This window comes from Sulfitobacter sediminilitoris, from assembly GCF_010667575.1.
Taxonomy (GTDB): Bacteria; Pseudomonadota; Alphaproteobacteria; order Rhodobacterales; family Rhodobacteraceae; genus Sulfitobacter; species Sulfitobacter sediminilitoris.
Genome location: NZ_JAABNT010000009.1, coordinates 141612 through 167988, shown reverse-complemented (window position 1 = coordinate 167988; position 26377 = coordinate 141612). Strand labels below are relative to the sequence as shown.

Below are 26377 nucleotides of genomic sequence, written 5' to 3'. Positions count from 1 at the left end.
ATCAGGGCAGGTGATCTGCCTCATCCGCAAGGTTCACCGGGCGCGCACCTCCATCCAGCAGGAAGGACAGAAAGCGTTCAGTAAACGCCCAGATGGACGGATCATGCACCAGATGATGGGTCAGGAAGCCCAGCGGTTCTGTTTTATCGGTCTGTCCTGCGCGACGGTCCTGCAGCAGGCTCACAATACCCGCGATCTGCTGCTCTATCGGCACCAAACCACCACCTGCGCGCCAATGGATCGGATCAATATGTGTGTTGATCTGGACCAGACCGGGCGCGGCCTGCCGGAATACGCGGGATGTGAACGTGGACAGTCCGCGATAACCAATATCACCAAGGGACGTCACCAGAGACGGATCAATCCGGTTCCAGGGTGGCACGAAAATCTCAAGAAAACCTGGGCCAAACAGTTCTCTCATCCGGGTCAGAGCCTTGGTGGCGTCCGCAACAAGGCCGTCTCTTGGATGACCGAACTCGGCCTTCTTCTCACCTGGCGGCGAGTGGTTCTGATGCGCCCAACCGTGCACCATCGGCACCAAATTCGCCTGCCCTGCACAGACTGTCACCAGCGACACTTCAGCGCCAACCGGGATGACAGCCAGATGGACGGGCAGGCCAAGATCGTCGGACATCCGCACGAGCGTGTCCAAGGCGTCCGTTTGGGCGACCACATCGTCATCGCGCCACCAAATCGGCAGATCCAGCGATTGATTTCGCCAGATGGCCAGTTCTTTTTCAAGCGGCGCCCAATCACCCTGCATGAGACGCCCCGCAAACCTCGGCGACAATTTCTACCGTTCGCTGCGCGCCCTGCGCGAATGCCCCGTCAGCAACCTCGCGCGGCACCGAGATTGCAAGGTTGATCGCGGTCAGGAGAGTCCCCGCAGTAATCTCGGATGAACGCAGCATCTCTATGCCGGGTTGACGGGCCAATGCCTGCGCGCGGATGCCTTGCTCAACCTCGTTACCTTCGTCGAACGGCACAAACACAGCGGGGCAGGTCGTCTGAAGCAGGTCAAGGGCGGTGTTATAGCCACACATGGACACCGATGCTGCCGCATGGTGGAGCATGCTGCGGAAATCGGGCCGCGCCCGCTCTGCCCGCATGTTGGCGGGCGCATCGCGGTTCAACAATTCACAATGTTCCGTTGCGTGTTGTCCCCCGACCAGCAAACGCCATTGACGCGCATCGTCCTGCGCTGCCGCGGCTTTCGCGCAATTAAACAGCGCCATGCCGACGTCCCCACCGCCTGCGGTCACCAGCACCTCACCCGCGCCAAGATGATCAGGGTGAGGTGGGGCAGGTGGTGGTGCAACGAAACCGGTGTAGCGCAGCGTGGGTTCCAAACGCTCCGAAACGGGCCAGCTGAGGTTTAGGGGCGTCATATTGCGGTCCGCGTGGACAAGGACGGCGTCATACAAGGCGGCAACGGTAATATCGGCAAAGGTTGCCTTGGACGCTTTGGACGGAGGCGCAAGGATATCCCGAATAGAAGAGAAGACCTTGGGCGGCTTGGGAAGGGTCTTTGCATGTTCCAGCAAAGACAAGAATTCGCCCTTGAGAATGCGCCGACCGAAAGGGAAAAGTTCGGTGATCAATGCGTCAGGCTGTTCCTGGCGCAGAAGGGAATTCAGTTGGTTCTGCCGGGCGGTACGGTAGACGTCGGTTGCGACCGCCCCTTTGTCATCTATCAATCGGGTGAAATCAGTGCCATCTGACCGGACCGGCGGCAGCTGAACGAATACAGACGCACCGGTGTGTTTGTGCGCGGTCGGCATCCCCCCAGATACGATAACTGTCCGGTGACCTGCGTCCTGAAACGCGCCACCCAGAGTAAGGGCGCGGGTCAGATGCCCTGTGCCGAGCAGATGGGTGACGACAATCATGACCTTCATGGTGATTGCTCAATCAATCGAACAGCTTCAGGCTGTAGCGTCAGGCCGTTTTCGGTGACTTCAACCACATACAGGCGGTTTCGCTTGATCTGAAAGGGGGCAGGGCGGTCAAAATCCCACCCTGTCGCCATCGCGAGGATCACGCGCATCACACCGATATGGCAGACTGTAACGGTGTCTTCGGTACGGGCGTTAATCCAAGGGATCAATCGCGCCCGCAGCGCATCGGGGCTTTCGCCATTCGGTGGCGTATAGTGCCAGCCCCATGTTTCAAGGTGGCGATAGTCGCTGTTCGGGTCCTCGTAAAGTGAAGCTGCATGTTGGCCTTCCCAGTCACCCCAATTCATTTCGGTCAATGCAGGGTCCGTCATGGGATTACGGCCAGCCACCAATCTGGCCGTGTCTACAGCACGACTGAGAGGGCTCGACCAAAGCGCGCTTTCTGGCCAATCGGCGGGCAGGGCCAGTGTTGATAGCTGAGCGATCGCGTCTTCATCGAGCGGTACATCTGTGCGTCCCTGAATGCGCCCGGCGCGGTTCCAAGCCGTGTGGCCATGTCGTAACAAGGCAATTCGTATCATAGGCTTAGCCCCGCTTTGGCAAGACCTTCTCGCAGGGTCCGGGCGGCTTGTGGCAGAAGGTGATGGTCAGCAACAAAAGATTGCGCCGCTGCACCTTTGGCGTGCCGCAGGGTTTGATCCTGAAGGTATAGTTCCAACATCTTAGCAAGTCCTTGCGCGCCCTCGTCTACGGATGGGTATGTATTCGGTGCAAGCACTTCCTGCATGCCAGGGCGGTCTTGCGCCACAACCGGGAGCCCGGCTGCCTGTGCTTCGAGATAGACCATGCCAAGTGCTTCGTTCACTCCCGGCCAAAAAAACAATCCGGCACGGTCATAGGCCAGATTAATACCGTCGTCCTCAAGTTGCCCTAGAAACCGGACGTTTGCGCCAAAAGGTTGCATCAAAGCCTCAACCTCACTCCGGGCCGGTCCATCACCCGCAATCTCGAGCTGCCATCCATCTTGGGGTAAAAGTGCTAAAGACTGCGCAATGATTTCATATGAGGCCAGTTTATCGCCATGACGCATCATGCCAACACTGAGGATGGGACCATTGCATACGCTACCGTATGCAATTTCCGCGCGGTTTAGAAATGGGCGCAGATGGATCAATTGTTGGTCCAGAACCATATCCCGTTTCAACGTTTCCCCATCGCGCTTTGAAAAGTAAAACACAACGCTTGCCGCATCCGTCGCCTTCTCTGCGGACCGGGCGAATTCTGCCCAAGGTCCGGTCAGGCGTTTTTTTGCGCGTGTCGATTCAATCTGCAGATAAGGGATATTCAGTGCTGCAGCGACCTGCGGGCCAATCAGATCAGGGGCCTTGTAGTAGTTGTGGTACGTGACCCAGCCGTCCCAAGCACGCCCGCGACCTTCAGCAATCAGGCGGTGCACTTCTGTCTTTGCGGCCTCCATGATTTCTCTCTGCCGCACGTCCTGCCCCCGACCGTCGCGGGTTTGCAGGCGGCTGGCAAGGTCAACCGACACGCCGGCATATTCCAGTGCGGCGATCAGGGATTGGGCGATGCTGCGATCACCTGACGGCACCGGATGATCGGGTGGCTTCATGGGCGCATAGAAAGCCAGCCGCATCAGGCGTCCCGCGCCAGCATCGCGTTCAGCCGTGATGTCAGATGCACGATGCCGGGATGCATGAGGAAATCAGCCGTCAGTCTTTCGAAAGCAGCATCTGCCAGACCTGCGGCCTTGTCGGGCTTTTGCGCAAGATCGAGCATTGCGGCGGCAAGGGCAGGAGGGGCGTCGCTGGACAGAACACCGTGCACACCGTCCTCAATAAACTCAGGTATCGCGGAAACCGGGGTGCTGAGGATCGGCAAGCGCTGACTGGCCGCTTCCATCAGCACATTTGGCAGGCCATCGCGATCACCATCTGCGGCGATCCGAGACGGCAAAACAAACAAATCCGCCTCTCGCATTGCGGCAATCACCTCGGGCTGGTCACATGCCCCCCGCCAGATGATCCGATCACTCAGCCCGTGCTTTTCTGCCCGCTCACGCATCTCTGCATCCAGTGCGCCGCCACCGATATGGGTCCAGCGCCAATTCAGCGTGGCAGGTAAAAGCGCAAGCGCGTCGATCAAATTATCAAAGCCCTTCTTTTCAACCAACCGCCCGACTGACATCATTTGAAACGCATCGTCGGGGGCGCGCAACTCCCGCTTTGGCGGTTCGGGAAAGCGCGACAGGTCAAGCCCGTGATAAACGAGATCCACACGTGCCGGATTATCAGCCAGCCCTTGCAAGTGTTCCGCACCAAACCGTGTGCACGTCGCTCCAAAGGTTGCCCCGTAGCTCTGCGCTGACAGCTTTTCCCGAAGCTCCCACTCGGGCGAGGTCCAGATATCCTTGGCGTGCGCTGAAAAGGACCAGGGCAGCCCCCGCAGAATGGCCCCATAACGTGCCACCGATGATGGCGTATGCAGGAAATGCGCGTAAAGTCCGGCAACATCAGCGGGCATTTCGGTCGCCAGAACGCAGGCCTGTCCCCAGCGCCGTCTGCGGTTTGCGGTGTCGTCGCGTGCCACATCGGCGGCATAGGCGGCTGCCGCAGCGTCGAACCCCGGCAGATCAACAGCGGCACCCATCGCGCGGGCAACCCTTGCGGGCTCATCTCTGAGATACTCTGGCAGGTAGTGGACCGCAGCCTTGAGACGCTCATGCAAGGGATGGGTTTTCTGATCCGTTGGATGCCGCAGCGACCAGATGTCAAACTCTAGCCCGGCTTCTTCCAACGCAACCAGTTCCTGTGCGATGAAGGTTTCAGACAAGCGCGGCCAACCTTTGACAACGATGGCAAGCCTGGACGGTTTGGCGCGGGTATCCGCCATCTTTGCTACCCCTTGTCCATCAGCGCACGGGCGCGTTTGATCACGACTTCCAAGCCATCCAGCAATCCATCCGCCCCCGATTCCGATGGCTTTGGCTGGTCCGGCAGCGCACGGATCGCTTCTATCATCGCCTGTGTTGTCATGCCGTCCCGGAATTCGTCCAGCATCCGCACCAGCCCCAGATCTTCGGCACGGCTGGCCCTGATCCATTGCTCAAGACGGGGTTTTGTGCGGGGCAGGATCACGGCGGGCTTGTCAAAGGACAAGACCTCGCAGAAGGTGTTGTACCCGCCCATGCACACCACACCCACAGCCCCGGCAAAAAGCGCCTCAATACGGCTCTCAAACCCAACGGCGGTAACCCGCCCTCCCAATTTGCTGACCCGTGCGTCTAATGCATCTCGGACGTCACCGGACAGGAATGGGCCATAGATCAGCACGGCATTTGGCTTTAGGTCAGGATCTTGCTCGTAGGCCGACAGCACAAGTGAAACCATCGCTGCGCCATCGCCGCCGCCGCCGGGGGTGACCAGGATGTAAGGTGTTTGAGGCGTGTCAGACGCATCCGTGACTTGCCGTCGCAAATAGCCTGTCCAATGCATGCGCGCGCGCGTTTCATCCGACAGCGGCAGACCCTCTGTTGGATCATAAACATCGCGCACGCCGTACACCCATATCTCGTCATAGAGGTTCTCGGCAGCAGCGATGGCCCCCTTGCGCGCCCATTCGGCGGCCAGAACCTCCGGTTCATCCAGGACGTCCCGCAAGCCCAAGACCACACGGGTCCGGCCCCGCATGCGCAGATATTCCAGCGTGGGCAGCAACTCTCCTCTGAACCCGGTCGGTTCCTTGTCCACGATCAGCAAGTCTGGTTCGTAGCGTTCGACCGCGCTTTGAATCAGGCCGGCACGTAAGGATGTCGTGTCATCAATATTCAAACCCAGGGTCTGACTGATATACGTCCCGTCGGAAAGCTTGGTTACGCCGGGCAGGCGAATGTGATCGACCCGTTCGGGAAAGGTAAATCGGCCTGCAACAGGCGAGCCTGTAAGAATGATGGCCGAGGCATGTGGATCGCCTTCGGTCAAGGCAGCGGCCAGCGCACGTGAGCGGCGCAGATGGCCCAATCCAAAAGTGTCATGGCTGTATAACATAATCCGACGCGACGAAGTTGCGGCGCGGTTGGACTGGGAGAGCGTTGGCCCCATAAGTGTCACCTGTCCCAATACGGTTCGATGTGGCGCAACGCATCCGCTTGGCGGGATTTGCGGCCTGAGCCTTGGGGCTTTGTCGTGTATTTCCAAGTTGCCTAGAAGCAACTCACCTTGTGATCCGCTATGGCACAGAATGGACTGCTTTGTAAAACAACCCCTTGCAGGTGCAGGCGGCAGTTTCAGCGCAATTGCATTGCAAGGTGCGCTGGCTTAGCCTGATCGTGTCTTTTCAGGCCATTCGAGGCAGTGATGCGCTTTTCAATTTTTTTGTTTCTCACGCTCATTTTGCTACTTTCGCAGGCTCCGCATTCAGCGCATGCGCAGGCACTGGGGTCACTTTTCTCTCAGGACACGGCGACGCCAGCCGATTCTGATGACAAGATCGATGAAATCATGCGTCAGGCCGCCGAAAGTGGTGTTGGGGTGGTCATTATCGACAGCAACGGCAGCCTGATCTCCCAGTCGGAAAGCTCCAACGATTTACCGGTCACGCTTGAACCGGAAAGTGAAACCTCGGGCGTGATGAAGCTGCAAGATCAAACGTTGCGGTTCCGCAAAGCTCTTATTGACCGCCTTCTGCAACTTCCTGATGCCTTCAACGAGGTCATTTATATCCTCCGCGCCGCCAGCCCTGATGGCACCCTCATCGCCTTCGGCAAGGTCCTTTTATATTCGCTGCTTTTGTTCGCAGCGGGCGTCCTGTTTGAACGCGAGGTCTATGGCAAGCGGATCATGAAGCACGTCATCGTGCCGCGCATCATGGAAAACCCGCAAGGCTACACCGAAAAGATGCCCTTCCTTATCCTGCGTTTTGTTGCAGGTGTGGGCGGCATCATCGTTTCGATGCTTGTGGCCTACATCATCGGTGTCTCGATCTTTGGCACACTCGAAGATACCGCAATCCAGTATACCGCGACCTTGATCAACATTGGCTATTTCACCTGCCGGTTTATCGCGGGGCTATGGCGGATGATCCTGTCGCCCTACCTCGCTCAATATCGTATTCCCGCGCTGACTGACCGTGACGCCAATCGTCTGCATCGTTGGCTCTGGGGGCTGGCTACTTTTGATATTTGTGCCATCCTGTTCGGCGCGTGGATAGCCCAGCTTGGATTGAACTACGAAGTTTACGCATTTCTTTCGTCAATCCTGTCTGGCGTCATCGTTTTGCTGAATATCGTCATGGTGCTTGTCAATCGCCGGGCCATTTCCCATGCGCTTCGCAACGGCAGGGAGCCGCAGGATACCACGACTGTCGTTCGGTTCCTCAGTAACGTTTGGGCACCGGCAGTCATCCTTTACGTTATCTTCGCTTGGTTCCAGCTGACCTATAATCTGGTTCTGGGCGACCCGAACCAAATCCCCTTGATTGCTGGCGCATACGGTATTCTGGTGTCGATCATCGTTGTCTACGGCGTCATCAACTTCGTGATCGAACGGGGTTTTGCCCGCGCCCGTGCCGTAAGGCGCATGAATGCGATTATGGCGGAGGAAGAGGCGCAGGAGGCAGCGCTCGCCGAGGCCGAAGCGACACTGGCCGACTGCGACGAAGTAGAACGGCTTGAAGAAGAGCTTTCCGAAACCCGCGCTGCCGAGGAAGAGGCCCGTGCGGCAATCGGCCAGCGTTATGAGATGAACACCTTCGAAGGTTTGGCGCGACGCGTGGCCGGTATCTTGGCATTCGTGGCAGGCGTCTATGCGTTTTTCTATATCTGGGACACCGAAAGCGCTGAAATGGTTGAAAGCTTTGCCGACAGGCTGCTTGATATCATGATCATCATATTTATCGGCTACATCGTCTATCATGCCTTCCGTATCTGGATCGACAGCAAGATCAGGGAAGAGACAGGCGATCAGGAAGAGGCAGAGCTTGGCGACGAGGGCGGCGGATCATCCGCGTCCCGTCTGGCGACTTTGCTGCCTCTGTTTCGAAACATCATTCTGATCGTCGTTGTGGTCACCATCTTGCTGATCGTGCTGATGCAGATCGGTATCAACGTTGGTCCGCTCTTTGCCGGTGCCGGTATCGTGGGCGTCGCCGTCGGTTTCGGCTCACAGGCGCTGGTGCGCGACATTTTTGCGGGGGCGTTTTTTCTCTTTGATGATGCCTTTCGCAAAGGCGAATACCTTGACGTAGGCGGGGTGAAGGGGACGGTTGAAAAGATCTCGGTTCGCTCCTTCCAGTTGCGCCACCACCTTGGCGCGCTGCACACCATTCCTTTCGGTGAATTGCAGGTCATGACGAACTATTCCCGCGACTGGGTCATGATGAAGCTGCCCTTGCGCGTGACCTACGACACGGATGTCGAGAAGGTCCGCAAACTGATCAAGAAGCTGGGTCAGCGCCTCTTGGAAGACCCCTTGATAGGTCAGGACTTCATTCAACCGCTGAAATCACAGGGCGTGATCGAAATGCAGGACAGCGCCATGATCATCCGGGTGAAGTTTATGACCAAACCCGGCGATCAGTGGGTGATCCGCAAGCGCGTCTACGAGGAAATTCGTGAATTGTTTGAACGCGAAGGGATCAAGTTCGCGCACCGCGAAGTGACCGTTCGGCTAGCGGATGGCAAGGTAGATGAACTGTCCGAAGAGCAAAAGAAAACCGTAACCGCCGCGGCGCATGCCTCGATCGAGGAAGAAATGCTTGAAGGAGGCGCCGGGGATTCAGGTGACGATGACCGTTAGCGGAGGATCGCCACCATGCAGGTGTCTGTTTTGACTTAAGGTCACTTTCGTCTAGCTCAGGTCAAACAAATGACAGGAGCGCCACATGACACAGACACGACGCCATTTCCTTGCCACTTCTGCAGCTACAGCCGGTGCCATGACCATTCTGCCCTTCTCCGCACGTGCGGCAGCCCATGCCACCGATAGCTTTGAAACCGATACGGGCAAGATCACCGTTCATCCCGTCGCTCATGCGTCTTTCGTGATGGAGACGCCCAAGGGTGTCATCAATGTCGACCCTGTGGGCGACGCCGCCCAGTACGAGGGCAAGTCAGCGCCTGATCTAATCCTGATCACGCATGAGCACGGTGACCACTACAATGAGGAAACCTTGCAGGCGATCGTTGCCGAAGGCACGCAGATCATCACCAACCCAGCGGTGATGGGTAAATTGTCAGAGGGCCTCAAAGGGCGCGCAAGTGAAGTTGCAAACGGCGGCATCGCAGAGTTCGCAGGTATGAAGATTGAGGCGATCCCGGCTTATAACATCAGTGAAGATCGTTTGAACTTTCACCCACAGGGCCGCGATAATGGTTATGTGCTGAACTTCGACGACTTCCGGATATATATCTCCGGCGATACCGAGGACACGCCCGAGATGCGCGCGCTGGAAAACATCGATCTGGCTTTTGTCTGCATGAACCTGCCCTTCACGATGGATGCAAACGCAGCTGCTTCAGCCGTTTCCGAATTCGCACCAACATGCGTGTACCCCTATCATTACCGGGGACGCGATGGTGGCACGCAGGATCCAGAGGCGTTTGCCAAAATGGTCGGCGACGAGGTCGAGGTCAAACTCGGCAAGTGGTACGCCTAAGATCGTTCCGACGGCCTTTCGGAAGTGGACAGGTCGGGCAATGACCCTCGCTTCATAAACCCGCCGAAGATATCATAAACATTTATGACATGAGGGCGTTGGCTTTTGTCAGCGCCCTCAGCTTTTGTAGGGATCCAGCGAGGCGCGCAGCCCGTCACCGAGGAAATTGAAGGCCAGCACCACGACAATGATCGGCAGCATCGGGATGGCCGTCCACCAGTAGATTTCGATGCTTGCAAGGTTTTGCGCATCGTTCAGCATAACGCCCCAGCTGACGGCAGGTGCACGCAGCCCCAGACCCAGAAAACTCAGCGCGGTTTCGCCCAGGATCATGCCCGGAATCGACAGCGTGGCGCTGGCAATCAGGTGCGACATGAAGTTGGGCAGCAGGTGCCTTCGGATCACACGCGCGGGTTTCGCCCCCATCATCTCGGCCGCTTTGACGTATTCCTCTTCGCGCAAACTTAGAAATTTGGAACGCACTGCGCGGGCCAGCCCTGGCCAGTCAAGGATGCCCAAAATGATCGAGATGATGAAAAATACCGCGACCGGTCCCCAGTTCGACGGCACGGCTGCTGACAACGCCAGCCAAAGCGGCAATTCAGGAAGCGAACGAAGTATCTCGATGGCACGGTTAATGATCCAATCGGTCTTCCCGCCGAAATATCCGGCCATTGCCCCGAAAGTGATCCCCAAAAGAAACGATACGGTAATGCCGATCAAGCCCACTGTCAGCGATAATTGTGCGCCATAAAGGATGCGAGAGAACACATCGCGGCCGAGGCGGTCGGATCCCCAGATGAACACTGTAGCGCCCTCAGGCGCGCAAAACAGATGGGTGTCGGACGGGATCAGGCCAAACAGGCGATAGTCATCGCCTTCGCAAAAGAACTCCAGCGGCATCGGCGTGGTCTCATCCGTGGTATAGGTCCAGCGGAAATTGACCAGATCGGCCTCTGCCGTAATCGGGTAGACATAAGGCCCGATAAAAGACCCCTCGTGCCAGAGGTTGATGCTTTGTGGCGGCGCATAAAGATAATCGGCGCTGCGCTCGTTCGGGGTGTAGGGGGCAATGAAACCCGCAATGGGCAGGATCAGGTAACAGGTCAGCAGGAAAATGGCCGATATCAGTGCGATCTTGTGTCGCTTGAACTTGCGCCATGTCAGCAACCAGCCGGGCGCATCCATATCCGAGCGTTCGGGCGCGCTGAGGTCCGCTTCGTCAATCCACGGCGCCGTATCGACGAAGCGATTGTCAGGTTGGATGCCGCTCATGTCTCGCGCCCTCCGTAGCGGATGCGTGGGTCAAGCAGCACCAGCAGCAAGTCAGAAACCATCGTCCCGATCAGCGTCAGCAGTGCCACGAACATCAGGACAAAGGCTGCAAGGAACTGATCTTGGGATTTCAGTGCGGTCAGCAGCGATGGCCCGATGGTTTGCAGACCCAGTACGACCGACACAAGGACCGATCCTGACACCATCGCAGGCAGCAGGTTACCGATGTCTGCAACGAACGGGTTAAACGCCATGCGCAATGGGTACTTCGCAAGCATTCTCGACGGGGCCATGCCCTTGGCAATTGCCGTCTCGACGTAGGGTTTGCTTAATTCATCAAGCATATTGGCGCGCAGACGTTGCATCATTGCGGCCGCGCCCGAGGTGCCGATCACGAAAGTCGGTACGATCAGGTGCAGCAGAATGGATTTCACCTTGTCCCACGACATCGGTTCGCCCTCGAACTCGGGTCCCATCAGTCCGCCGATGGGCAGATCGAAATACTTGTTTCCGTAGTAGAACAGGATCAGCGCCAGCAGGAAGTTCGGCGTTGCAAGGCCCAGGTAGCCGATGAAGCCGGCGGTGTAATCCACCCATGTCTCGGACTTGGCCGCAGCCAGAATGCCCAGTGGCAAGGCAACGGCATAGACGAAAAGCACCGCAGCGAGGTTCACCAATACCGTTAACCACAATGCATCGCCGACGATGTCACCCACAGGACGGTCAAATTCGAATGACCAGCCAAAGTCACCTTGCAGCAGTCCCGAAAACCCATTTGGCCCCGGCATCATGCCGACCCAGATGAAGTATTGCTCCCAGATTGGCCGGTCGAGCGCGTATTCCTTGCGCAGGAATTCCACCTTGGCGATCCCCTCGGCCTGACCGGTTGCCCGCAGCTCCGCAATCTGGTTGCTGAGGTAATCGCCCGGCGGCAGGTTGATGATGATGAACACAAGGATCGAAACGACCCAAAGCGTCAGAAGCATCGACAGCAGCCGAAAGACGGCATAGCGCAACAGCATCATTTCGTCACCTGCTCGAACGGTTCGTCGAAATAGAACTCATCAACCCGGTGGACCCCGAAATGCGCGCCGGGGTCATAGGCCCAGATGCCGTTCTCGGGGACATTGCGCAGGTTCTTTGACACAACGATGGGCTGTGGTGCCTCTGACAGAATGCCGATTGCAAACTGCTGCTCTGCGTGGATATCCAGCATCCGGTGCCAGATCCGCGTCCGTTCAGTCTTGTCAGTGGTGTGGGCCCACGCGTCGGCTAGCTCCAAAAGCTCTTGTGCGGGTTTCAGGTCAGGCGGTTCTCCCGCGCTGCCTCCGGTCACGTAGTACTGCCCCCACATAGGCCAGGCGAAAAATTCCTGATTGGTCGGGGCCAGGTACTTGGGCGAAGTGCCGGCCGTGGGCAGGCCGTTGTCCCAGCCATACCAGATCGCCGCCATCGTAATGCCCGCGTATACCCGGTTGCGCAGAATATCGCGGTCCAGCGGGCGCATCACCAATTTGATACCAAGTTCACGCCATGTGTCTGTGACGATGGCCAGTGCGTTCTCAACTTCCTGACGTTCACCGGCGGTTTCGATCACGAACTCCATTTGCCGCCCGTCAGGCAGTTTGCGCAGACCCGCTGGCGTGCGTTCGGTCAGCCCCATCTCGTCCAGCAGGGCGTTGGCAGCCTTAATGTCCATCTCGGACCACATCATCAGGTCGTCTTCTTTGTAAAGCGGGCTGGAGGACAACGCCGTCATGCCCCCTTCGCTGGCCAGACCGAAGTAGAGGGCGCGGTTAATCATCCGGCGGTCCACCCCCATGCTGAGCGCCCTGCGGAAACGCACATCGCGCATCACCTCGCGCCAGACGGGGTCGCGGAAATTCAGGTTGGGATAAATTGCGATCTGGCTTGCAACGCCACTGGCCCAAAGGAACGTACGGTAGTTGCCGCCGTCCTGCTCACCCTTCTTCAGTATGGCAACGTCAGGAAACGACAGCCCCCGCGCCTGAAGGTCGGATTCCCCTGCATTGGACTTGGCCGCAACCAGACCGCCGCCCACGATCGTCATGTTGACCACGTCGATATAGGGCAGTTGTACGCCGCGTGCGTCGATGCGGTGATAATAGGGGTTGCGCACAAAAAGCTGGCGCGAGGTCTTGCCGCTTGCATTGATCCATGGCTGCAACGTGGGCAGTTGCGGATTGTCAAACTTGTACATGTTGTCGCGCCGATTGTGCAGCGCGGCCCAGCTTTTGACTCGTGCGGCGCGCACCTCGTCCGCAAGCGCATCCGGGTCGGCAAAGTCAGCGTGAAACTGCTTCAGATAATGCGCGGGACGATAGATGAACGGGGGCGAGGCCTGCGCCAGTAGAGGCAGGAAGTTTGCATTTGGCGCGTCCCATTCAAAGATGACAGTATGGTCATCCGGGAAGCTCACCTTGCCCAGCTTGCCATCTACGAACATGAATTCGGGCGCGCCGGAGGGCGTGATTTCCTCGTTACCGACGACCTTCTCCCACCAATAGCGGAAATCCCCCGAGGTGAACGGCACCCCGTCAGACCAGCGGTGGCCGGGGCGCAGGTGCAGAATGTATTTGCGGTTCTCGATCACCTCAACATCGCGCAAGATGTCTGGATATAGGTCGTAGTTGGCGTCGTAGCCCACCAAGCGCGCATACCCATAGACCACCATCTGCCGTACGTCCTTGGAGCGTGTGACCATGGTACGCAACGTGCCGCCCTGCTTGCCGAAGGTCCGGCCCTTGGCTTCCAGATCGACGATCAGCGGCACCTCTGGCAGGCGTTCCGCGACGGGCGGCAGACTGCCGTTCTGCACCTCTTGCTTCCAGAATGTCGTTTCTTGCAACCCCGGCTGGGCCGCCACGGAGGAAGCGAGGAGGATGATAACAAGGGCAAACAGTCTATGCATGGCATCTCACCATGTGACCGGGTTCCAGTTCGCGCAGGGCCGGTGCCGATGTCCCATCAAACCGGAACATTTCGGGCCAGGTCGTCGGCGCCCCGGCACCCTTGGACACCAGTTCCAGATCAATCGGACGCGCCAAGTCCGGTTCCGGCTGCGCCGCAATCAGCGCTTTGGTGTAGGGGTGCCGTGGATTGTAGAACAGCGTGTCCGGTGGGGCCTGTTCCACGATCACACCGGCGCGCATCACCGCGACCTCGTCCGCAATGCGCGCCACCACGGCCAGATCATGACTGATGAACAAATAGCTCAGGTTGGCACGGTCCCGGATGTCTTCCAGCAGGCTCAGAATTTGATCCTGAACCGACACATCAAGGGCTGAGGTCGGCTCGTCACAGACCAGCAACTTGGGGTCCAGCGTCAATGCCCGCGCAATTGACAGTCTTTGTCGCTGACCACCCGAAAAGGCATGCGGATAGCGGTTCAGCATCTCCGGGTCCAACCCGACCCAGCGGATCATCTCTGCCGCTTTGTCGCGGCGTTCGCTGCGGCTGCCGAGCCGGTGAATTTCCATCGGTTCTGTCAGCGCCTCCATGACCCGCATGCGCGGGCTCAGCGATGAATAGGGGTCTTGGAACACCATTTGCGCCTGCCGCTGAAATGCCGTGCGCTCTGTTGGCGTCATATCGTGCACGGCAATCTGCGCGGCCCCGACAGCAGGGGCGAAAATCACCTCGCCGCCCGGATCAGGCCGTTCTGCGCCCAACGCAACACGCGCGCAGGTGGTTTTCCCAGATCCGCTTTCACCGACCACAGCCAAGGTCTTGCCTCGCAAGACCTGGAGGTTCACGTCCTTGCATGCGGTCACCACGACCGGTTTGCGCCACCCTCCGGCGCGCATGGTAAAACTTTTGGTGACATTCTTGATGTCCAGGATGACATCCTTGCCGGTGGCCGGTTTCGCGGGGGCCGCGACATCGGGGATCATGGGGGCGGCTGCAATCAGTTTCTTGGTATAGCCATGGGCCGGTGCGCCAAGCACATCTGCGGCGCTGCCCGCTTCCATCACCCGGCCTTTGTTCATGACGACGATATGCTGCGCCATATTGGCGACAACGCCAAGATCGTGGGTCACCAGGATCACCGCCATGCCGGTATCTTCTTTGAGCCGGTTGATCAGCCCCAATACCTGCGCCTGTGTCGTCACGTCCAGCGCCGTTGTCGGTTCATCTGCGATCAGCAATTCAGGTTGTGCAACCATCGCCATCGCGATCATTGCGCGCTGCCGCATACCGCCCGACATCTCAAACGGATAGCTGCGCCACGCGCGCTCAGCATCGGCAAAGCCGACCTTCTCAAACTGCTCAAGCACCCGCCGCTTAGCTTCGGTGGGGCCCATGCTGCGGTGCAGGCGAAGTACTTCGCTCACCTGATTGCCCAGACGGTGAAGTGGCGACAATGAACGCATGGGTTCCTGAAAGATCATCGCGATGCGGTCACCCCTGATGGACCGCAACTGGCGTTCCGGTGCCTTCAAAAGATCGACCTGGTGTGCGCTTCCGGAAAACTGGATGCGCCCACCGCGCACCTGCGCGGCCTCTGGCAGAATGCGCAGAACGCTTCGGCAGGTCAGCGTTTTGCCTGATCCGCTCTCCCCCACCAACGCCATCGTCTGACCCGCTTCGACTGCAAAGCTTACGTCAGATACGACAGGGGGCGCATCGCCAAACCCAATCGTAAGCGCTTCTACTTCCAGCAAAGAGGTCATTAACGTCCTGACGGTAAGAAAATTCTGGCTACGGATTCGGATTGAAGCCGATTTGCCGCTCAGCGTCTAGGTCTCACTCTGGCGCACCGGGCCGGGATCGGGCAACATAAGGGTCGGAAATACTGTCGTGAGATCACGCGCAGTCAAGAAGGAGCCCGATATGAGTCGCCTTGATGCTTTCATCAACCGCATGACATCGCAACGCGCATGCCTGAACCATGCTGCTGAAAAAACCGCCCACATGTCGGGCCCGGTATTCGAACTGGGTCTTGGCAATGGCCGCACCTATCACCACATGGTCGAAATTATGCCGGGGCGCGACATCTATGTATTTGAGCGCGCCGTCGCCTCTCACCCTGAAAGCACCCCGCCCGATGATATGCTGATCCTCGGAGACGTGAATGAAACGCTCCCGCAGGCCTTGGAACGGTTCGGCCCAACGGCATCGCTGATCCATGCGGACCTTGGCGGTCACAACCCCGAAAAGAACGACGCTTTTGCCCGCGCCGTTTCACCGCTGATTGAACCTCTGCTCGCAAAAGGCGGGCTGATGGTAGCCAGCGACAGGATGTATTTCGACAACCTCAAAGAGTTGGATCTGCCGCCCGGCGCTGTTCCGAACAGCTGTTTTATTTACGGCTGATCCAAAGTTTCCACATGTTAACAAGAAATTAGGCCGGTTGTCCGGTCAGCGCCCGAACTAACCCTTGCGGTTCGCAAAAGACGGTTCTAACTTCCGCGAAAATTAGTGGAACGCCGTTTTGCTGTGCGAAATAAGTGTGATCGGGAGGGTTACATGAGCTTTCTGAACAACCCGGGGCAGAGGGTGAACCGGACAACCTGCCATGCCGTCTTGGGACAGGCCACCGACGCGTCACGTCCCTGTTTGGGCTGCTGCCATGACAGCTTGGCTGGCCAATGAACGATCACTCCGGGAACAGGAAATTTGCCAATACGCTAGCACGCGGCCTCGGCGTGTTGCGGGCCTTCCGGGCCAGCGATAACGGTTTGACCCATGCCGAGATTGCAGAGCGGACAGGCTTGCCGAAACCGACGATCTCCCGATTGACCTACACTCTGTGCGAGCTGGGATACCTCAGCCACGCGGGCCGGAACGAGCGTTTTCGCCTTGGACCTGCCGCCGTGGCGCTGGGCTCGGTGGCATCGCTTTCGATCAGCTTTGTCGATCTGGCCTCGGATACCATGCAAAAGCTGGCCGATCAGACCGGCACATTGACGTTGATCTCAGTGCGCGATGGCGACCGCATGCTGCTGGCCAAGACATGGCGCCCGCAGGGTGTTGCAACGATCTGGCTTGAACCCGGCCACCGCATTCCGATATTCGGCTCTTCTTCCGGACAAGCAGTACTTGCCACCATGTCGGATGAAAAATTCGACACCATGGACAGTGAGGCAGAATTGGCCGCGTTTCGACAGGACGGGTATGACCAATTGATCGGGCAAGGGTTCACCATCGCGCCAGAGCACACACGCTATGCCCGCACGGTCAATGCCGTCAGCGTACCCTACTACGCAGGCGAATTTGCCGAATGTGTTGCCTTTACCTGCGGCGCGCTGCCCCGCGATCTGCCGGATCAGCGCATGAAGACCGAAGTAGGCCCCGCGCTCAGAGACGCCGTGCGCAGGCTGGAACAGCGCACCGGGCATGCCCCCGCCCTCGCGCGGCGCGGATGAAAAGATCAAGGAGAGACTGATGAGTGATAAAGTAGCCTACAGCCGCCACGGTGATATTGCCGTACTGCGCATCCAGAACCCGCCGGTCAACGCGTTGAGCCAGGACGTCCGCGCAGGTCTTTTGCAGACGCTGATGCAGGCTGAAGCGGATGAAGGCGTCAAAGCCGTCGTCATCGTCGGCGAAGGCCGCGCTTTCATCGCGGGTGCCGACATCAAGGAATTCGGCAAGCAGCCGCTTGAACCTTACCTGCCCGATGTCTGCAACCGGATCGAGGCATTGCCGCTGATCGTTGTCGCGTCCATGCATGGTGTGTCTCTGGGCGGTGGCCTCGAAATCGCCCTGTCGGCGCATTACCGCGTCGCACAACCGTCTGCCCGCGTTGGCCTGCCCGAAGTGCATCTGGGTCTGATCCCCGGTGCGACCGGCACGCAGCGCTTGCCACGTTTGACCGGTACTGAAAAGGCCATTGATGTCATCACCACGGGCCGACAGGTCAAAGCAGCGGAAGCGCTTGAGTTGGGTATCATCGACAAGGTTTCCGAAGGAGATCCTGAAGCGGTCGGGCTGGCGTATGCGCAAGACCTGCTTGACTCCGGTGCCGCACGCCGCCCGGTCAGCGAACTGGACCCGCCTGCAGCGATCGATTGGGATGCGACCTATGAGGCGGTGCTGAAAAAGGGCCGCGGTCAGATCAGCCCCGCCGAGGCGGTCCGCGCTGTACAGGCGGCTGCCGAATTGCCTTTTGACGAAGGCGTGAAGGCCGAGCGCAAGATTTTCATGGATCTGATGCAAACAGACCAACGGCAAGGCATGATCCACGCGTTCTTTTCCGAACGCGCTGTCGGCAACCTGCCTGAACTGAAAGGGGTTGAGCCGCGCACGCTGCAATCCATTGGCGTAATTGGCGGCGGCACGATGGGGGCGGGCATTGCAACCGCCTGCTTGCTGGCGGAAATGAACGTGGTGCTGATCGAAATGAGCGATGAGGCGGCGAAAGCTGCCAAAGAGCGCATCGCAGGCAATCTGGCCGGTGCGCTGAAGCGCGGCAAGATCAGTCAGGAAAAACACGACAACCTGTTGACCATCGCGCTGGAAGTCAGCCAGAGCTACGACAGCCTCAAGGATGTCGATCTGGTCATCGAAGCCGTTTTCGAGGAAATGTCTGTTAAGAAAGAGGTCTTTGGAAAACTGGACGCCGTCTGCAAGCCAGGCTGCGTACTTGCCTCGAACACCTCTTATCTTGACGTGGATGAAATCGCGGCCTCTACCACTCGCCCCGAAGACGTCATTGGACTGCACTTCTTTTCGCCCGCCCACGTCATGAAACTGCTCGAAGTCGTGGTGGCGGACAAAACCGCGATCGACGTGGTCGCAACCGGCTTTGCGCTGGGCAAGGCGCTGGGCAAGATCTGCGTGCGCGCAGGTGTTTGCGACGGCTTTATCGGCAACCGCATCCTTGCCGTTTACCGAGATGCGGCGGGCCATATGGTGCTTGATGGTGCATCGCCTTTCCAGATCGACAAGGCGCTTGTCGATTTCGGCTTTGCCATGGGGCCCTTCGCGGTGTCCGACCTTGCCGGTCTGGATATTGGCTGGGCCACCCGCAAGCGCAAGGCACCGCACCGCCACCCCGAAGAACGCGTGCCAACCTACATCGACCGCCTTTGCGAACAGGGCCATTTCGGCCAGAAAACCGGCGAAGGCTACTACGTCTATGAAAAGGGCAAGCGCGGCGGCACGCCGAACCCCAAGATCATGGAACTGGTCAAGGCCGAGCAGCAGGAGCTGGGAATTACGCCACGCGATTTCTCGGATGAAGAGATTGTGCGCCGCTACATGTGTGCCATGGTGAACGAGGCCGCGAAGGTCGTGGGCGAGGGCATCGCCAAGCGTCCGCTGGATGTCGATATGGTGCTGCTCTTCGGCTACGGCTTTCCGCGCTACTGGGGAGGACCGATGAAATGGGCGGATATCCAGGGCCTGCCAAATATTCTGGCGGACATCGAAGGCTACGCCAAGGAAGACGCGTGGTTCTGGCAACCTGCCCCGCTGTTGAAACAACTCGTGGCCGAGGGCCGCACCTTTGACGATCTGAACAAGGACGCATCGAAATGAAACAAGCTGTCATCGTCTCTTCCGCCCGGACCGGGCTTGCGAAATCCTTCCGGGGGTCGTTCAACATGACCCACGGTGCGGCCCTTGGCGGCCATGTGGTGAGCCACGCTGTCGAACGTGCGGGCCTTGATCCTGCACAGATCGAAGACGTGTTGATGGGCTGCGCCACGCCTGAAGGGGCAACCGGCGGCAACATCGCACGCCAGATCGCTCTGCGCGCGGGGCTGCCGGTGACCGCGTCCGGCGTGACCGTGAACCGTTTTTGCTCATCCGGTCTTCAGACCATCGCCATGGCGGCCAACGCCATCACACAGGAAGGCGCCGGACCCATGGTCGCAGGCGGCGTCGAAAGCATTTCGATGGTGCAGCCGCATTCGATATCGGTCCGGGATCCATGGCTCGAAGAGCACAAGCCAGACATTTATCTGACCATGATCGAAACCGCTGACATCGTCGCTGAACGCTACAACGTCAGCCGCGAATATCAGGACGAATTCGGCTTGCGCAGCCAGCAGCTCATCCACGAGGCGCAGCAGGCGGGCAAATTCGACGAAGAGATCGTGCCGATGACCACAACCATGGGCATGCAGAACAAGGAAACCGGGGAAATCACCCATCACGAGGTCACCGTCGACAAGGACGAATGCAACCGTCCCGGCACCACGATGGAGGGGCTGTCCGGCCTGCAGCCGGTACGTGAAGGCGGCTATGTCACCGCTGGCAACGCCAGCCAGCTTTCAGATGGTGCCGCCGCCGTTGTCGTGATGGACAGCAAGGAAGCGGAGCAAAAAGGCCTTGAACCGATCGGCGCGTTCAAGGGCTTTGCCGTTGCTGGGTGCGAGCCTGACGAGATGGGCATCGGCCCGATCTATGCGGTGCCACGCTTGCTGGAACGGCACGGCCTCAAGGTCGACGACATTGACCTGTGGGAGCTGAACGAAGCCTTTGCCTCGCAGTGCCTCTATTCCCGTGACCAACTGGGTATCGACCCGGACAAATTCAACGTGAACGGCGGCTCTATCGCGATCGGCCACCCCTTCGGCATGACGGGCGCACGCTTGACGGGGCACATTCTCTATGAGGGAAAACGTCGCGGTGCCAAGCTGGGCGTTGTGACTATGTGTATCGGGGGCGGCATGGGTGCCGCCGGACTGTTCGAGATTTACTAAGAGATAATGGGAGCGAGAAAATGGACCTTAGCTATTCTGACGAAGAAAAGGCCTTCCGCGAAGAAGTCCGCACTTTCCTGAAAGAAAAACTGCCCAAGGAACTGAGCGAAAAGGTCGCCGGTACCGATGGCGACGGGCTGACCAAGGAAGACATGGAGCAATGGCATGCGATCCTGAACGAGCAGGGCTGGCTTGCGCCCAATTGGCCCAAGAAATTCGGTGGGGCCGAGTGGAACGCGGTACAGCGCCACATCTTCGAAGAAGAAACCGCCGCAGCCGACGCGCCACGCATCGTGCCTTTTGGCCTGTCGATGCTGGCCCCTGTGCTGCAAAAGTTTGGCTCAAAGGAACAGCAAGACTATTGGCTGCCGCGTATCCTGTCGGGTGAAGACTGGTGGTGCCAGGGCTATTCAGAGCCGGGTGCCGGATCCGACCTCGCCTCGCTCAAGACCACAGCCGTCAAGAACGAGGCTGGCACGCAATACATCGTGAACGGCCAGAAAACCTGGACCACTCTGGGTCAGCACGCCAACATGATCTTCTGCCTGGTGCGCACCGACAAGGAGGTCAAGCAGCAGGAGGGCATCTCGTTCCTCCTGATCGACATGAACACTCCCGGTATCGAAGTGCGCCCGATCATTCTGCTCGACGGTGTTCACGAGGTGAACGAGGTGTTCTTTGACAACGTCGAAGTCCCGGTCGAGAACCTTGTTGGCGAAGAAAACAAGGGCTGGACCTATGCGAAGTACCTGCTGACGCATGAACGCACCAACATTGCGGGCGTCGGCTTCTCTCAGGCGGGCCTCACTGCGGTCAAGCGCATTGCCAAGCACGAGATGTCGAACGGCAAGCCGCTCATTCAGAACCCGCATTTCGCCGCGCGTGTTGCTCAGGTCGAGATTGATCTCAATGCCATGTCCACCACCAACCTGCGGATCATCTCGAAAGCCGCCGCTGGCGAAGCACCCGGCGTTGAAGCCTCTATGCTCAAGGTCAAAGGCACGATCATCCGTCAGGAAATCAACGATCTGGCCCGCCGTGCGGCTGGTGCCTATGCCATGCCCTTCGCCTCTGAAGCAGTGGAAGGATCCAATGCGGCGCTACCGGATCCACTGGGTGCAGGCCCCGTTGCGGCCAAGTATTTCAACAACCGCAAGCTGTCGATCTTTGGCGGCTCAAACGAAATCCAGCGCGGCATCATCGCCAAAGTGACCATGAGCGGGGGAGCATAAGCCATGAATTTCGATCTGACAGAAGAACGCCAAATGCTGCAGGACACGCTGCGTCGTTTCCTGCGCGAGAAATACGACACGGCAACCCGCAACAAGATCATCGACAGCGAAAGCGGCATGTCCGAAGAGATCTGGACAGAGTTGGCCGAACTTGGCGTGATCGGCGCGCTCTTTACCGAAGAGCAGGGCGGTTTCGGCGGCAAAGGTTTTGACATTGCCGTGGTGTTCGAGGAGTTGGGCCGCGCGGGCGTGGTCGAGCCGTTTCTGGACACTGCCGTCCTTGCCGGTGGCCTTGTGGCCGATCTTGGAACGGACACACAGAAAGGGCTGGTCGAGGAAATCATCGGCGGTGGCTGCCAGATGGCTTTCGCCCATGGCGAGCCGACAAGCCGCTATGACCTCAATCGCGTGCAGACCTCCGCCAAAACGGATGGCGACGAGATCGTGCTGAACGGTCACAAGGCCGTTGTGGTCAACGCCGAGGCTGCCGATCACCTTGTCATCTCGGCCCGCGAAAGCGGTGCGCCGGGCGAAGACGCTGGTATTTCGCTGTTCCTTGTCCCTGCGGATACAAAGGGCGTGACCATTCAGGGATACGCGCTCTTGGCTGGAGGCCGCGCGGCTGAAGTGATGCTGGACGATGTTCGTGTGCCATCTTCTGCTCGTCTGGGCAAAGCGGGCGAAGCGTTTCCTGCAATTGAGGCGCGTATCGCTGCAGCGAACGTTGCACAATGCGCCGAAACGCTGGGCGCCATGGAGACCGCGACACACCTGACCAAGGACTACCTGATGACGCGCAAGCAGTTTGGGCGGCCCATCGGCACCTTCCAGGCGCTGGCCTTCCGCATGGCGGACCTCCTGATCGAGATGGAGCAGGCGCGCTCTGCCGTGATCAATGCAGCAGGCCATCTTGAGGGGAACCGCAAGAGCCGCGAAAGCCACGTGTCAGGCGCAAAAAATCTGCTGGGCCGCGCGGGCCGCCTGGTGGCCGAGGACAGCATCCAACTGCACGGCGGTATCGCGATGACCAAGGAGTATGAGCTGGCGCATATCGCCAAGCGCATCGTCATGGCCGATCACCGTTTTGGGGATACCGACCATCACCTTGAACGCTTTATCGCGCTTGCCGCTGCATGAGCGACGGAAGCTACCTCAGGTCGCAGCCCGATGAGAAATACCTCATCCGGGACGAGACCGGCACCCAGACCCTGATCGGATACGTCGTTGACGTATCCGACGGGGTCCATGGGCGCTGTTATCTCGACGTGGGGCCACAACATACCAACCGGCACAACGTTCTGCACGGGGGCGTCGCAACTTGCATGCTCGATAACGCCTGCGGTTGCACAGGTTCGCTGACCGTGGATCCCAGCGGCAGGGCGCCGTTCCTGACGGTTTCGATGACCACCCATTTCATCGCGCCGGGTCGGCCCGGCCGCGTCTGGGCCACGGGCACGGTCAAGGGGGGTGGGCGCAGCATTCTCTATATCGACGCGGTGCTGGAGCATGAAGACGGCACCGTGATCGCCACCTCGACGGGCGTCTTCAAACGGGTACCGCAGGAGAAACTGACATGAGCGCACGGATCGAAGACAAGGGCGACCGCCTGATCATCTGGAACGGCAATACCGAAAAGCGAGGTGCGCTGTCACCAGAGCTTTATGCCTGCATCAATGATGCTTTGGCACAGGCGCGAGAGCTGCGCATTCGTGCGGTGATCCTGACCTCTGAAGGTCCGTTCTTTTGTGCTGGCGGCAATCTGAACACGATCATCGAACGCCGCCAAATCAGCGAAGCTGAGCGCCGCGACAAGGTCGATGATTTGCACGATCTGGTCCGAGGGATGCGCGCCAGCCCGGTGCCGGTGATCGCTGCTGTCGAAGGTGGGGCGGCAGGCGCGGGTCTAAGCCTTGCGCTGGCCTGCGATCTGATCGTCGCGGCGAAAGATGCCAAGTTCGTCGCAGCCTACGTCAAGGCAGGGCTGGTACCCGACGGCGGTTTGACCTCAGCCATGGCGCGCCTTCTGCCGCGTCCCCTGGCGATGGAGATGTGTTTGCTTGGCCGTCCGGTCATGGCGAAACGGTTTGCGGAACTGGGGGCGGTCAGCCGCCTTGCCAGCCCCGGTAAGGCGATGGAGGAGGCGATGGCGCTGGCCGATGCCTTGGCCGAAGGGCCGCGTCAGGCGCAGGGCGTGATCCGTGGGCTCGTTGCCGATGCTTATGAAACAACCGAAGCCAGCCAACTTGACGCGGAACGCGATGCCATGGCCGCCGCTTCCGGTCGTGATGAGGCCGCAGAAGGCATCTCGGCCTTTCTGGAAAAACGCAAACCGTCCTACGGGTAAAGAACATCCGAGTAAGAAAGGTGCTGTGAAATGGCACGGGTAGAAGACTTTCTGGCCGATCAGGTGGCCGCAGGCGGTGACGGACTGGCCTTCACCGACAGCATCGGTACACGTTGGACCTACGCCGATCTTGACCGTGCGAGCGATGCGCTGGCCGAAACCCTGAAAGGTGCGGGGGTACAGGCCAATGACCGCGTCCTGATGCTGTCGGAAAACTGTGCCTCGGCCATCGCTGTGCTCTTTGCGTCGTGGAAACTGAATGCTGTCGCGATCCCGGTCAATGCCCGCCAGACAAGGGGCGAAGTGCAACGTATCCTTGATCACGCCACACCAGCCGTAGTCTTGATGACAACCGCCGTGTCCAAGGACGCCACCGCGCACGCCGAACATCTGGCCGCAACAGAAATCTCGGGCGCGTTCGGGACCATGCACATGGCGATCCGAACCTCGAATCCCGACCCCGATCTGTCCGATGTCGCCGTCCTGCTGTACACAACCGGTACTACGGGCGACCCCAAGGGCGTGATGCTCACCCATGGCAACATGCGCTTTGGCGGCATCGCCTCGGCCAACCTCCGCCAGATGACGCCCGCGGACGTGATCTATGGCGTGCTGCCTTTGACCCATGTCTTCGGGCTGGTCTCGGTCGTGACGGCGGCCTGCTATGCCGGGGCAAGTGTCCAGCAGGAAGCCCGGTTTTCAGCAGCGGCACTTTATGACGCGGTGATGAACGGTGTGACCGTCCTGCCTGCCGTGCCGCAAATGCATGCGCTTGTGATGCAATACACAAAGGAACAGGGGCTGGCGAAACTGAATTCTCCCAGCCTGCGCTACGTGTCCTCTGGTGGCGCGCCACTTGATCCGGCATGGAAGCGCAAGGCCGAAGCTTTCTACGGCCTGCCGCTGCAGAACGGCTTCGGCATGACCGAGACATCCTCGGGCGCTTCTGCCACGAAGAATGCGCTTGGCTCTCCTGACATCTCGGTCGGCCCCAAGACCCCCGGAACCGAAATCAGCATTGATGATCAGGCTCCGGGCGGCAATGGCGCGGGAACAGGCGAAGTTCTGGTGCGCGGGCCGCATGTCATGAAAGGGTATTATCGCAACCCGGTAGAAACCGAAAAGGCGCTGGATTCCGACGGCTGGCTACGCACCGGTGATCTTGGCAAGATCGACGAGAACGGTCATCTGCACATTCTGGGCCGGTCCAAGGAACTGATCATCCACGGCGGTTTCAATGTCTATCCGCCAGAGGTGGAGGCGGCGCTGAACGACCATCCTCAGGTCATCCAGTCCGCCGTGATTGGCCGGATGAAAGACGGCGACGAAGAGGTGCTGGCCTTTGTGCAGATTGCCGAAGGCGACACGCTTGACGCGGAAGAGCTGCGCGCATTCGTCAAAGAACGGCTGACGGGATACAAGCGGCCCAGCCAGATTGTCATAGCCACCGAACTGCCTGCCGCGCCAACGGGCAAGCTGCTCAAACACAAGCTGCTTGACGCTTTCGCGGACCGTTTGAGCTGACCAAAAAGAGATTAAAGAGCGGCGATGAGGGCCGTTCGTCCAACCTCTGCCTGTCCCTGTTCAGACGTAGACACCTTCCGCCGCCGCTCTGATCTCACGGATGTTCGCGCCATATGGCGCCGGATCGCTGACCGACCCTCCCTTGAACACTGCTGATCCGGCCACCAGAACGTCGGCACCGGCCTGCGCAACCATTGGCGCGGTCTTGGGGTCGACGCCGCCGTCGATCTCGATATGCACGGGGCGGTCGCCGATCATTGACCGCAGCGTCCTGATCTTGTCCGACATGTCGATGAACTTTTGCCCGCCAAATCCGGGGTTCACCGTCATCACGCAAATCAGGTCAGTGAGATCGAGCAGGTGCGCCACCGCCTCTGCCGGGGTGCCAGGGTTCAGCGCGACGCCTGCCTTGGCTCCTGCTGCACGGATTGCCTGCAGCGTGCGGTGAATGTGGGGCCCGGCCTCGACATGCGCCGTGATCACATCCGCACCCGCATTCGCGAAGGCGTCAATATAGGGATCAACCGGGGCAATCATCAGGTGTACGTCCATCACGCCCTTGATATGCGGCCGGATCGCTGCACACATCGCAGGTCCGAAAGTGATGTTCGGTACGAAATGACCGTCCATCACGTCCACATGCACCCAATCCGCGCCCTGCGCCTCAATGGCTTCGCATTCCGCGCCAAAGTTGGCGAAATCGGCGGCAAGGATGGAGGGAGCGATCTTGATCGAACGGTCGAAGGTCATGGGCGGGGC

Annotated in this window: 22 protein-coding genes; 11 read left to right on the top strand and 11 right to left on the bottom strand. The window is 59.1% G+C overall.

The genetic code is table 11. The annotated features are described in order from the left end of the window. Position 1 precedes the first annotated feature (1 nt). Genes GV827_RS15075 through GV827_RS15050 form a run of 6 tightly spaced genes read right to left on the bottom strand, consistent with a single transcriptional unit; the run spans position 2 to position 6016 of the window. On the bottom strand, positions 2-763 hold the full coding sequence (locus GV827_RS15075; RefSeq protein WP_164354642.1) for a polysaccharide deacetylase family protein: 762 nt from the start codon (positions 761-763) through the stop codon (positions 2-4). Further along, positions 753-1898, bottom strand: a complete 1146-nt coding sequence (locus GV827_RS15070; RefSeq protein ID WP_164354641.1) for a glycosyltransferase family protein — start codon at positions 1896-1898, stop codon at positions 753-755. Before GV827_RS15070 ends, GV827_RS15075 begins: the two co-directional genes overlap by 11 nt. Further along, entirely contained in the window at positions 1895-2479 is a 585-nt protein-coding gene (locus GV827_RS15065; protein WP_164354640.1) for a histidine phosphatase family protein, read from the bottom strand. Before GV827_RS15065 ends, GV827_RS15070 begins: the two co-directional genes overlap by 4 nt. Continuing rightward, complete coding sequence (locus GV827_RS15060) at positions 2476-3552, bottom strand: glycosyltransferase family 4 protein (protein ID WP_204325909.1); 1077 nt, start codon at positions 3550-3552, stop codon at positions 2476-2478. Before GV827_RS15060 ends, GV827_RS15065 begins: the two co-directional genes overlap by 4 nt. After that, on the bottom strand, positions 3552-4808 hold the full coding sequence (locus GV827_RS15055) for a glycosyltransferase (RefSeq protein WP_164354639.1): 1257 nt from the start codon (positions 4806-4808) through the stop codon (positions 3552-3554). Before GV827_RS15055 ends, GV827_RS15060 begins: the two co-directional genes overlap by 1 nt. Positions 4809-4813: 5 nt before the next feature. Continuing rightward, a complete protein-coding gene (locus GV827_RS15050; protein ID WP_164354638.1) occupies positions 4814-6016 on the bottom strand; it encodes a glycosyltransferase family protein in 1203 nt (400 codons plus the stop codon). A 255-nt stretch (positions 6017-6271) separates the two neighbouring features. On the opposite strand from GV827_RS15050, the gene GV827_RS15045 reads away from it, so the two are divergent. Both GV827_RS15045 and GV827_RS15040 read left to right on the top strand, forming a co-directional pair. Continuing rightward, complete coding sequence (locus tag GV827_RS15045; RefSeq protein ID WP_164354637.1) at positions 6272-8710, top strand: mechanosensitive ion channel family protein; 2439 nt, start codon at positions 6272-6274, stop codon at positions 8708-8710. Positions 8711-8795: 85 nt separating this feature from the next. After that, the gene (locus GV827_RS15040; RefSeq protein WP_164354636.1) at positions 8796-9569 is read left to right on the top strand and encodes an MBL fold metallo-hydrolase; all 774 of its coding nucleotides are present in this window, start codon (positions 8796-8798) and stop codon (positions 9567-9569) included. A gap of 117 nt (positions 9570-9686) precedes the next feature. On the opposite strand, the gene GV827_RS15035 is transcribed toward GV827_RS15040, so the two are convergent. The 4 genes from GV827_RS15035 to GV827_RS15020 are packed head-to-tail and all read right to left on the bottom strand — an operon-like array spanning position 9687 to position 15538. Further along, entirely contained in the window at positions 9687-10844 is a 1158-nt protein-coding gene (locus GV827_RS15035; RefSeq protein WP_164354635.1) for an ABC transporter permease, read from the bottom strand. Next, on the bottom strand, positions 10841-11869 hold the full coding sequence (locus tag GV827_RS15030) for an ABC transporter permease (protein ID WP_164354634.1): 1029 nt from the start codon (positions 11867-11869) through the stop codon (positions 10841-10843). Before GV827_RS15030 ends, GV827_RS15035 begins: the two co-directional genes overlap by 4 nt. Then, on the bottom strand, positions 11866-13776 hold the full coding sequence (locus tag GV827_RS15025; RefSeq protein ID WP_164354633.1) for an ABC transporter substrate-binding protein: 1911 nt from the start codon (positions 13774-13776) through the stop codon (positions 11866-11868). The genes GV827_RS15030 and GV827_RS15025 overlap by 4 nt, the downstream gene beginning before the upstream one ends. Continuing rightward, positions 13769-15538, bottom strand: coding sequence for an ABC transporter ATP-binding protein (locus GV827_RS15020; protein ID WP_164354632.1), 1770 nt, complete (start codon positions 15536-15538; stop codon positions 13769-13771). The genes GV827_RS15025 and GV827_RS15020 overlap by 8 nt, the downstream gene beginning before the upstream one ends. 160 nt (positions 15539-15698) lie before the next feature. Between GV827_RS15020 and GV827_RS15015 the strand changes: the two genes are divergently transcribed. The 9 genes from GV827_RS15015 (at position 15699) to GV827_RS14975 (ending at position 25618) form a co-directional block, all read left to right on the top strand. Beyond that, positions 15699-16181 (top strand): class I SAM-dependent methyltransferase, encoded by a 483-nt coding sequence (locus GV827_RS15015; RefSeq protein ID WP_164354631.1) that lies wholly within the window; start codon positions 15699-15701, stop codon positions 16179-16181. A 275-nt stretch (positions 16182-16456) separates the two neighbouring features. Further along, positions 16457-17233 (top strand): IclR family transcriptional regulator, encoded by a 777-nt coding sequence (locus GV827_RS15010; protein WP_164354630.1) that lies wholly within the window; start codon positions 16457-16459, stop codon positions 17231-17233. A gap of 19 nt (positions 17234-17252) precedes the next feature. Beyond that, positions 17253-19349, top strand: coding sequence for a 3-hydroxyacyl-CoA dehydrogenase NAD-binding domain-containing protein (locus tag GV827_RS15005; protein WP_164354629.1), 2097 nt, complete (start codon positions 17253-17255; stop codon positions 19347-19349). After that, positions 19346-20518, top strand: a complete 1173-nt coding sequence (locus GV827_RS15000) for an acetyl-CoA C-acyltransferase (RefSeq protein ID WP_164354628.1) — start codon at positions 19346-19348, stop codon at positions 20516-20518. Before GV827_RS15005 ends, GV827_RS15000 begins: the two co-directional genes overlap by 4 nt. 20 nt (positions 20519-20538) lie before the next feature. Further along, on the top strand, positions 20539-21750 hold the full coding sequence (locus GV827_RS14995) for an acyl-CoA dehydrogenase family protein (RefSeq protein ID WP_164354627.1): 1212 nt from the start codon (positions 20539-20541) through the stop codon (positions 21748-21750). Between the two features lie 3 nt (positions 21751-21753). Next, positions 21754-22887, top strand: coding sequence for an acyl-CoA dehydrogenase family protein (locus GV827_RS14990; RefSeq protein ID WP_164354626.1), 1134 nt, complete (start codon positions 21754-21756; stop codon positions 22885-22887). Beyond that, positions 22884-23327, top strand: a complete 444-nt coding sequence (locus GV827_RS14985; RefSeq protein WP_164354625.1) for a PaaI family thioesterase — start codon at positions 22884-22886, stop codon at positions 23325-23327. The genes GV827_RS14990 and GV827_RS14985 overlap by 4 nt, the downstream gene beginning before the upstream one ends. Beyond that, a complete protein-coding gene (locus tag GV827_RS14980; RefSeq protein WP_164354624.1) occupies positions 23324-24094 on the top strand; it encodes an oxepin-CoA hydrolase, alternative type in 771 nt (256 codons plus the stop codon). Before GV827_RS14985 ends, GV827_RS14980 begins: the two co-directional genes overlap by 4 nt. Before the next feature lie 30 nt (positions 24095-24124). Next, entirely contained in the window at positions 24125-25618 is a 1494-nt protein-coding gene (locus GV827_RS14975; protein WP_164354623.1) for a class I adenylate-forming enzyme family protein, read from the top strand. 60 nt (positions 25619-25678) lie between these two features. Here GV827_RS14975 and rpe read toward each other — a convergent pair whose 3' ends face one another. Beyond that, positions 25679-26368: a ribulose-phosphate 3-epimerase gene (rpe, locus tag GV827_RS14970; RefSeq protein WP_164354622.1), complete on the bottom strand. Its 690-nt coding sequence runs from the start codon at positions 26366-26368 to the stop codon at positions 25679-25681. Positions 26369-26377: the final 9 nt, after the last annotated feature.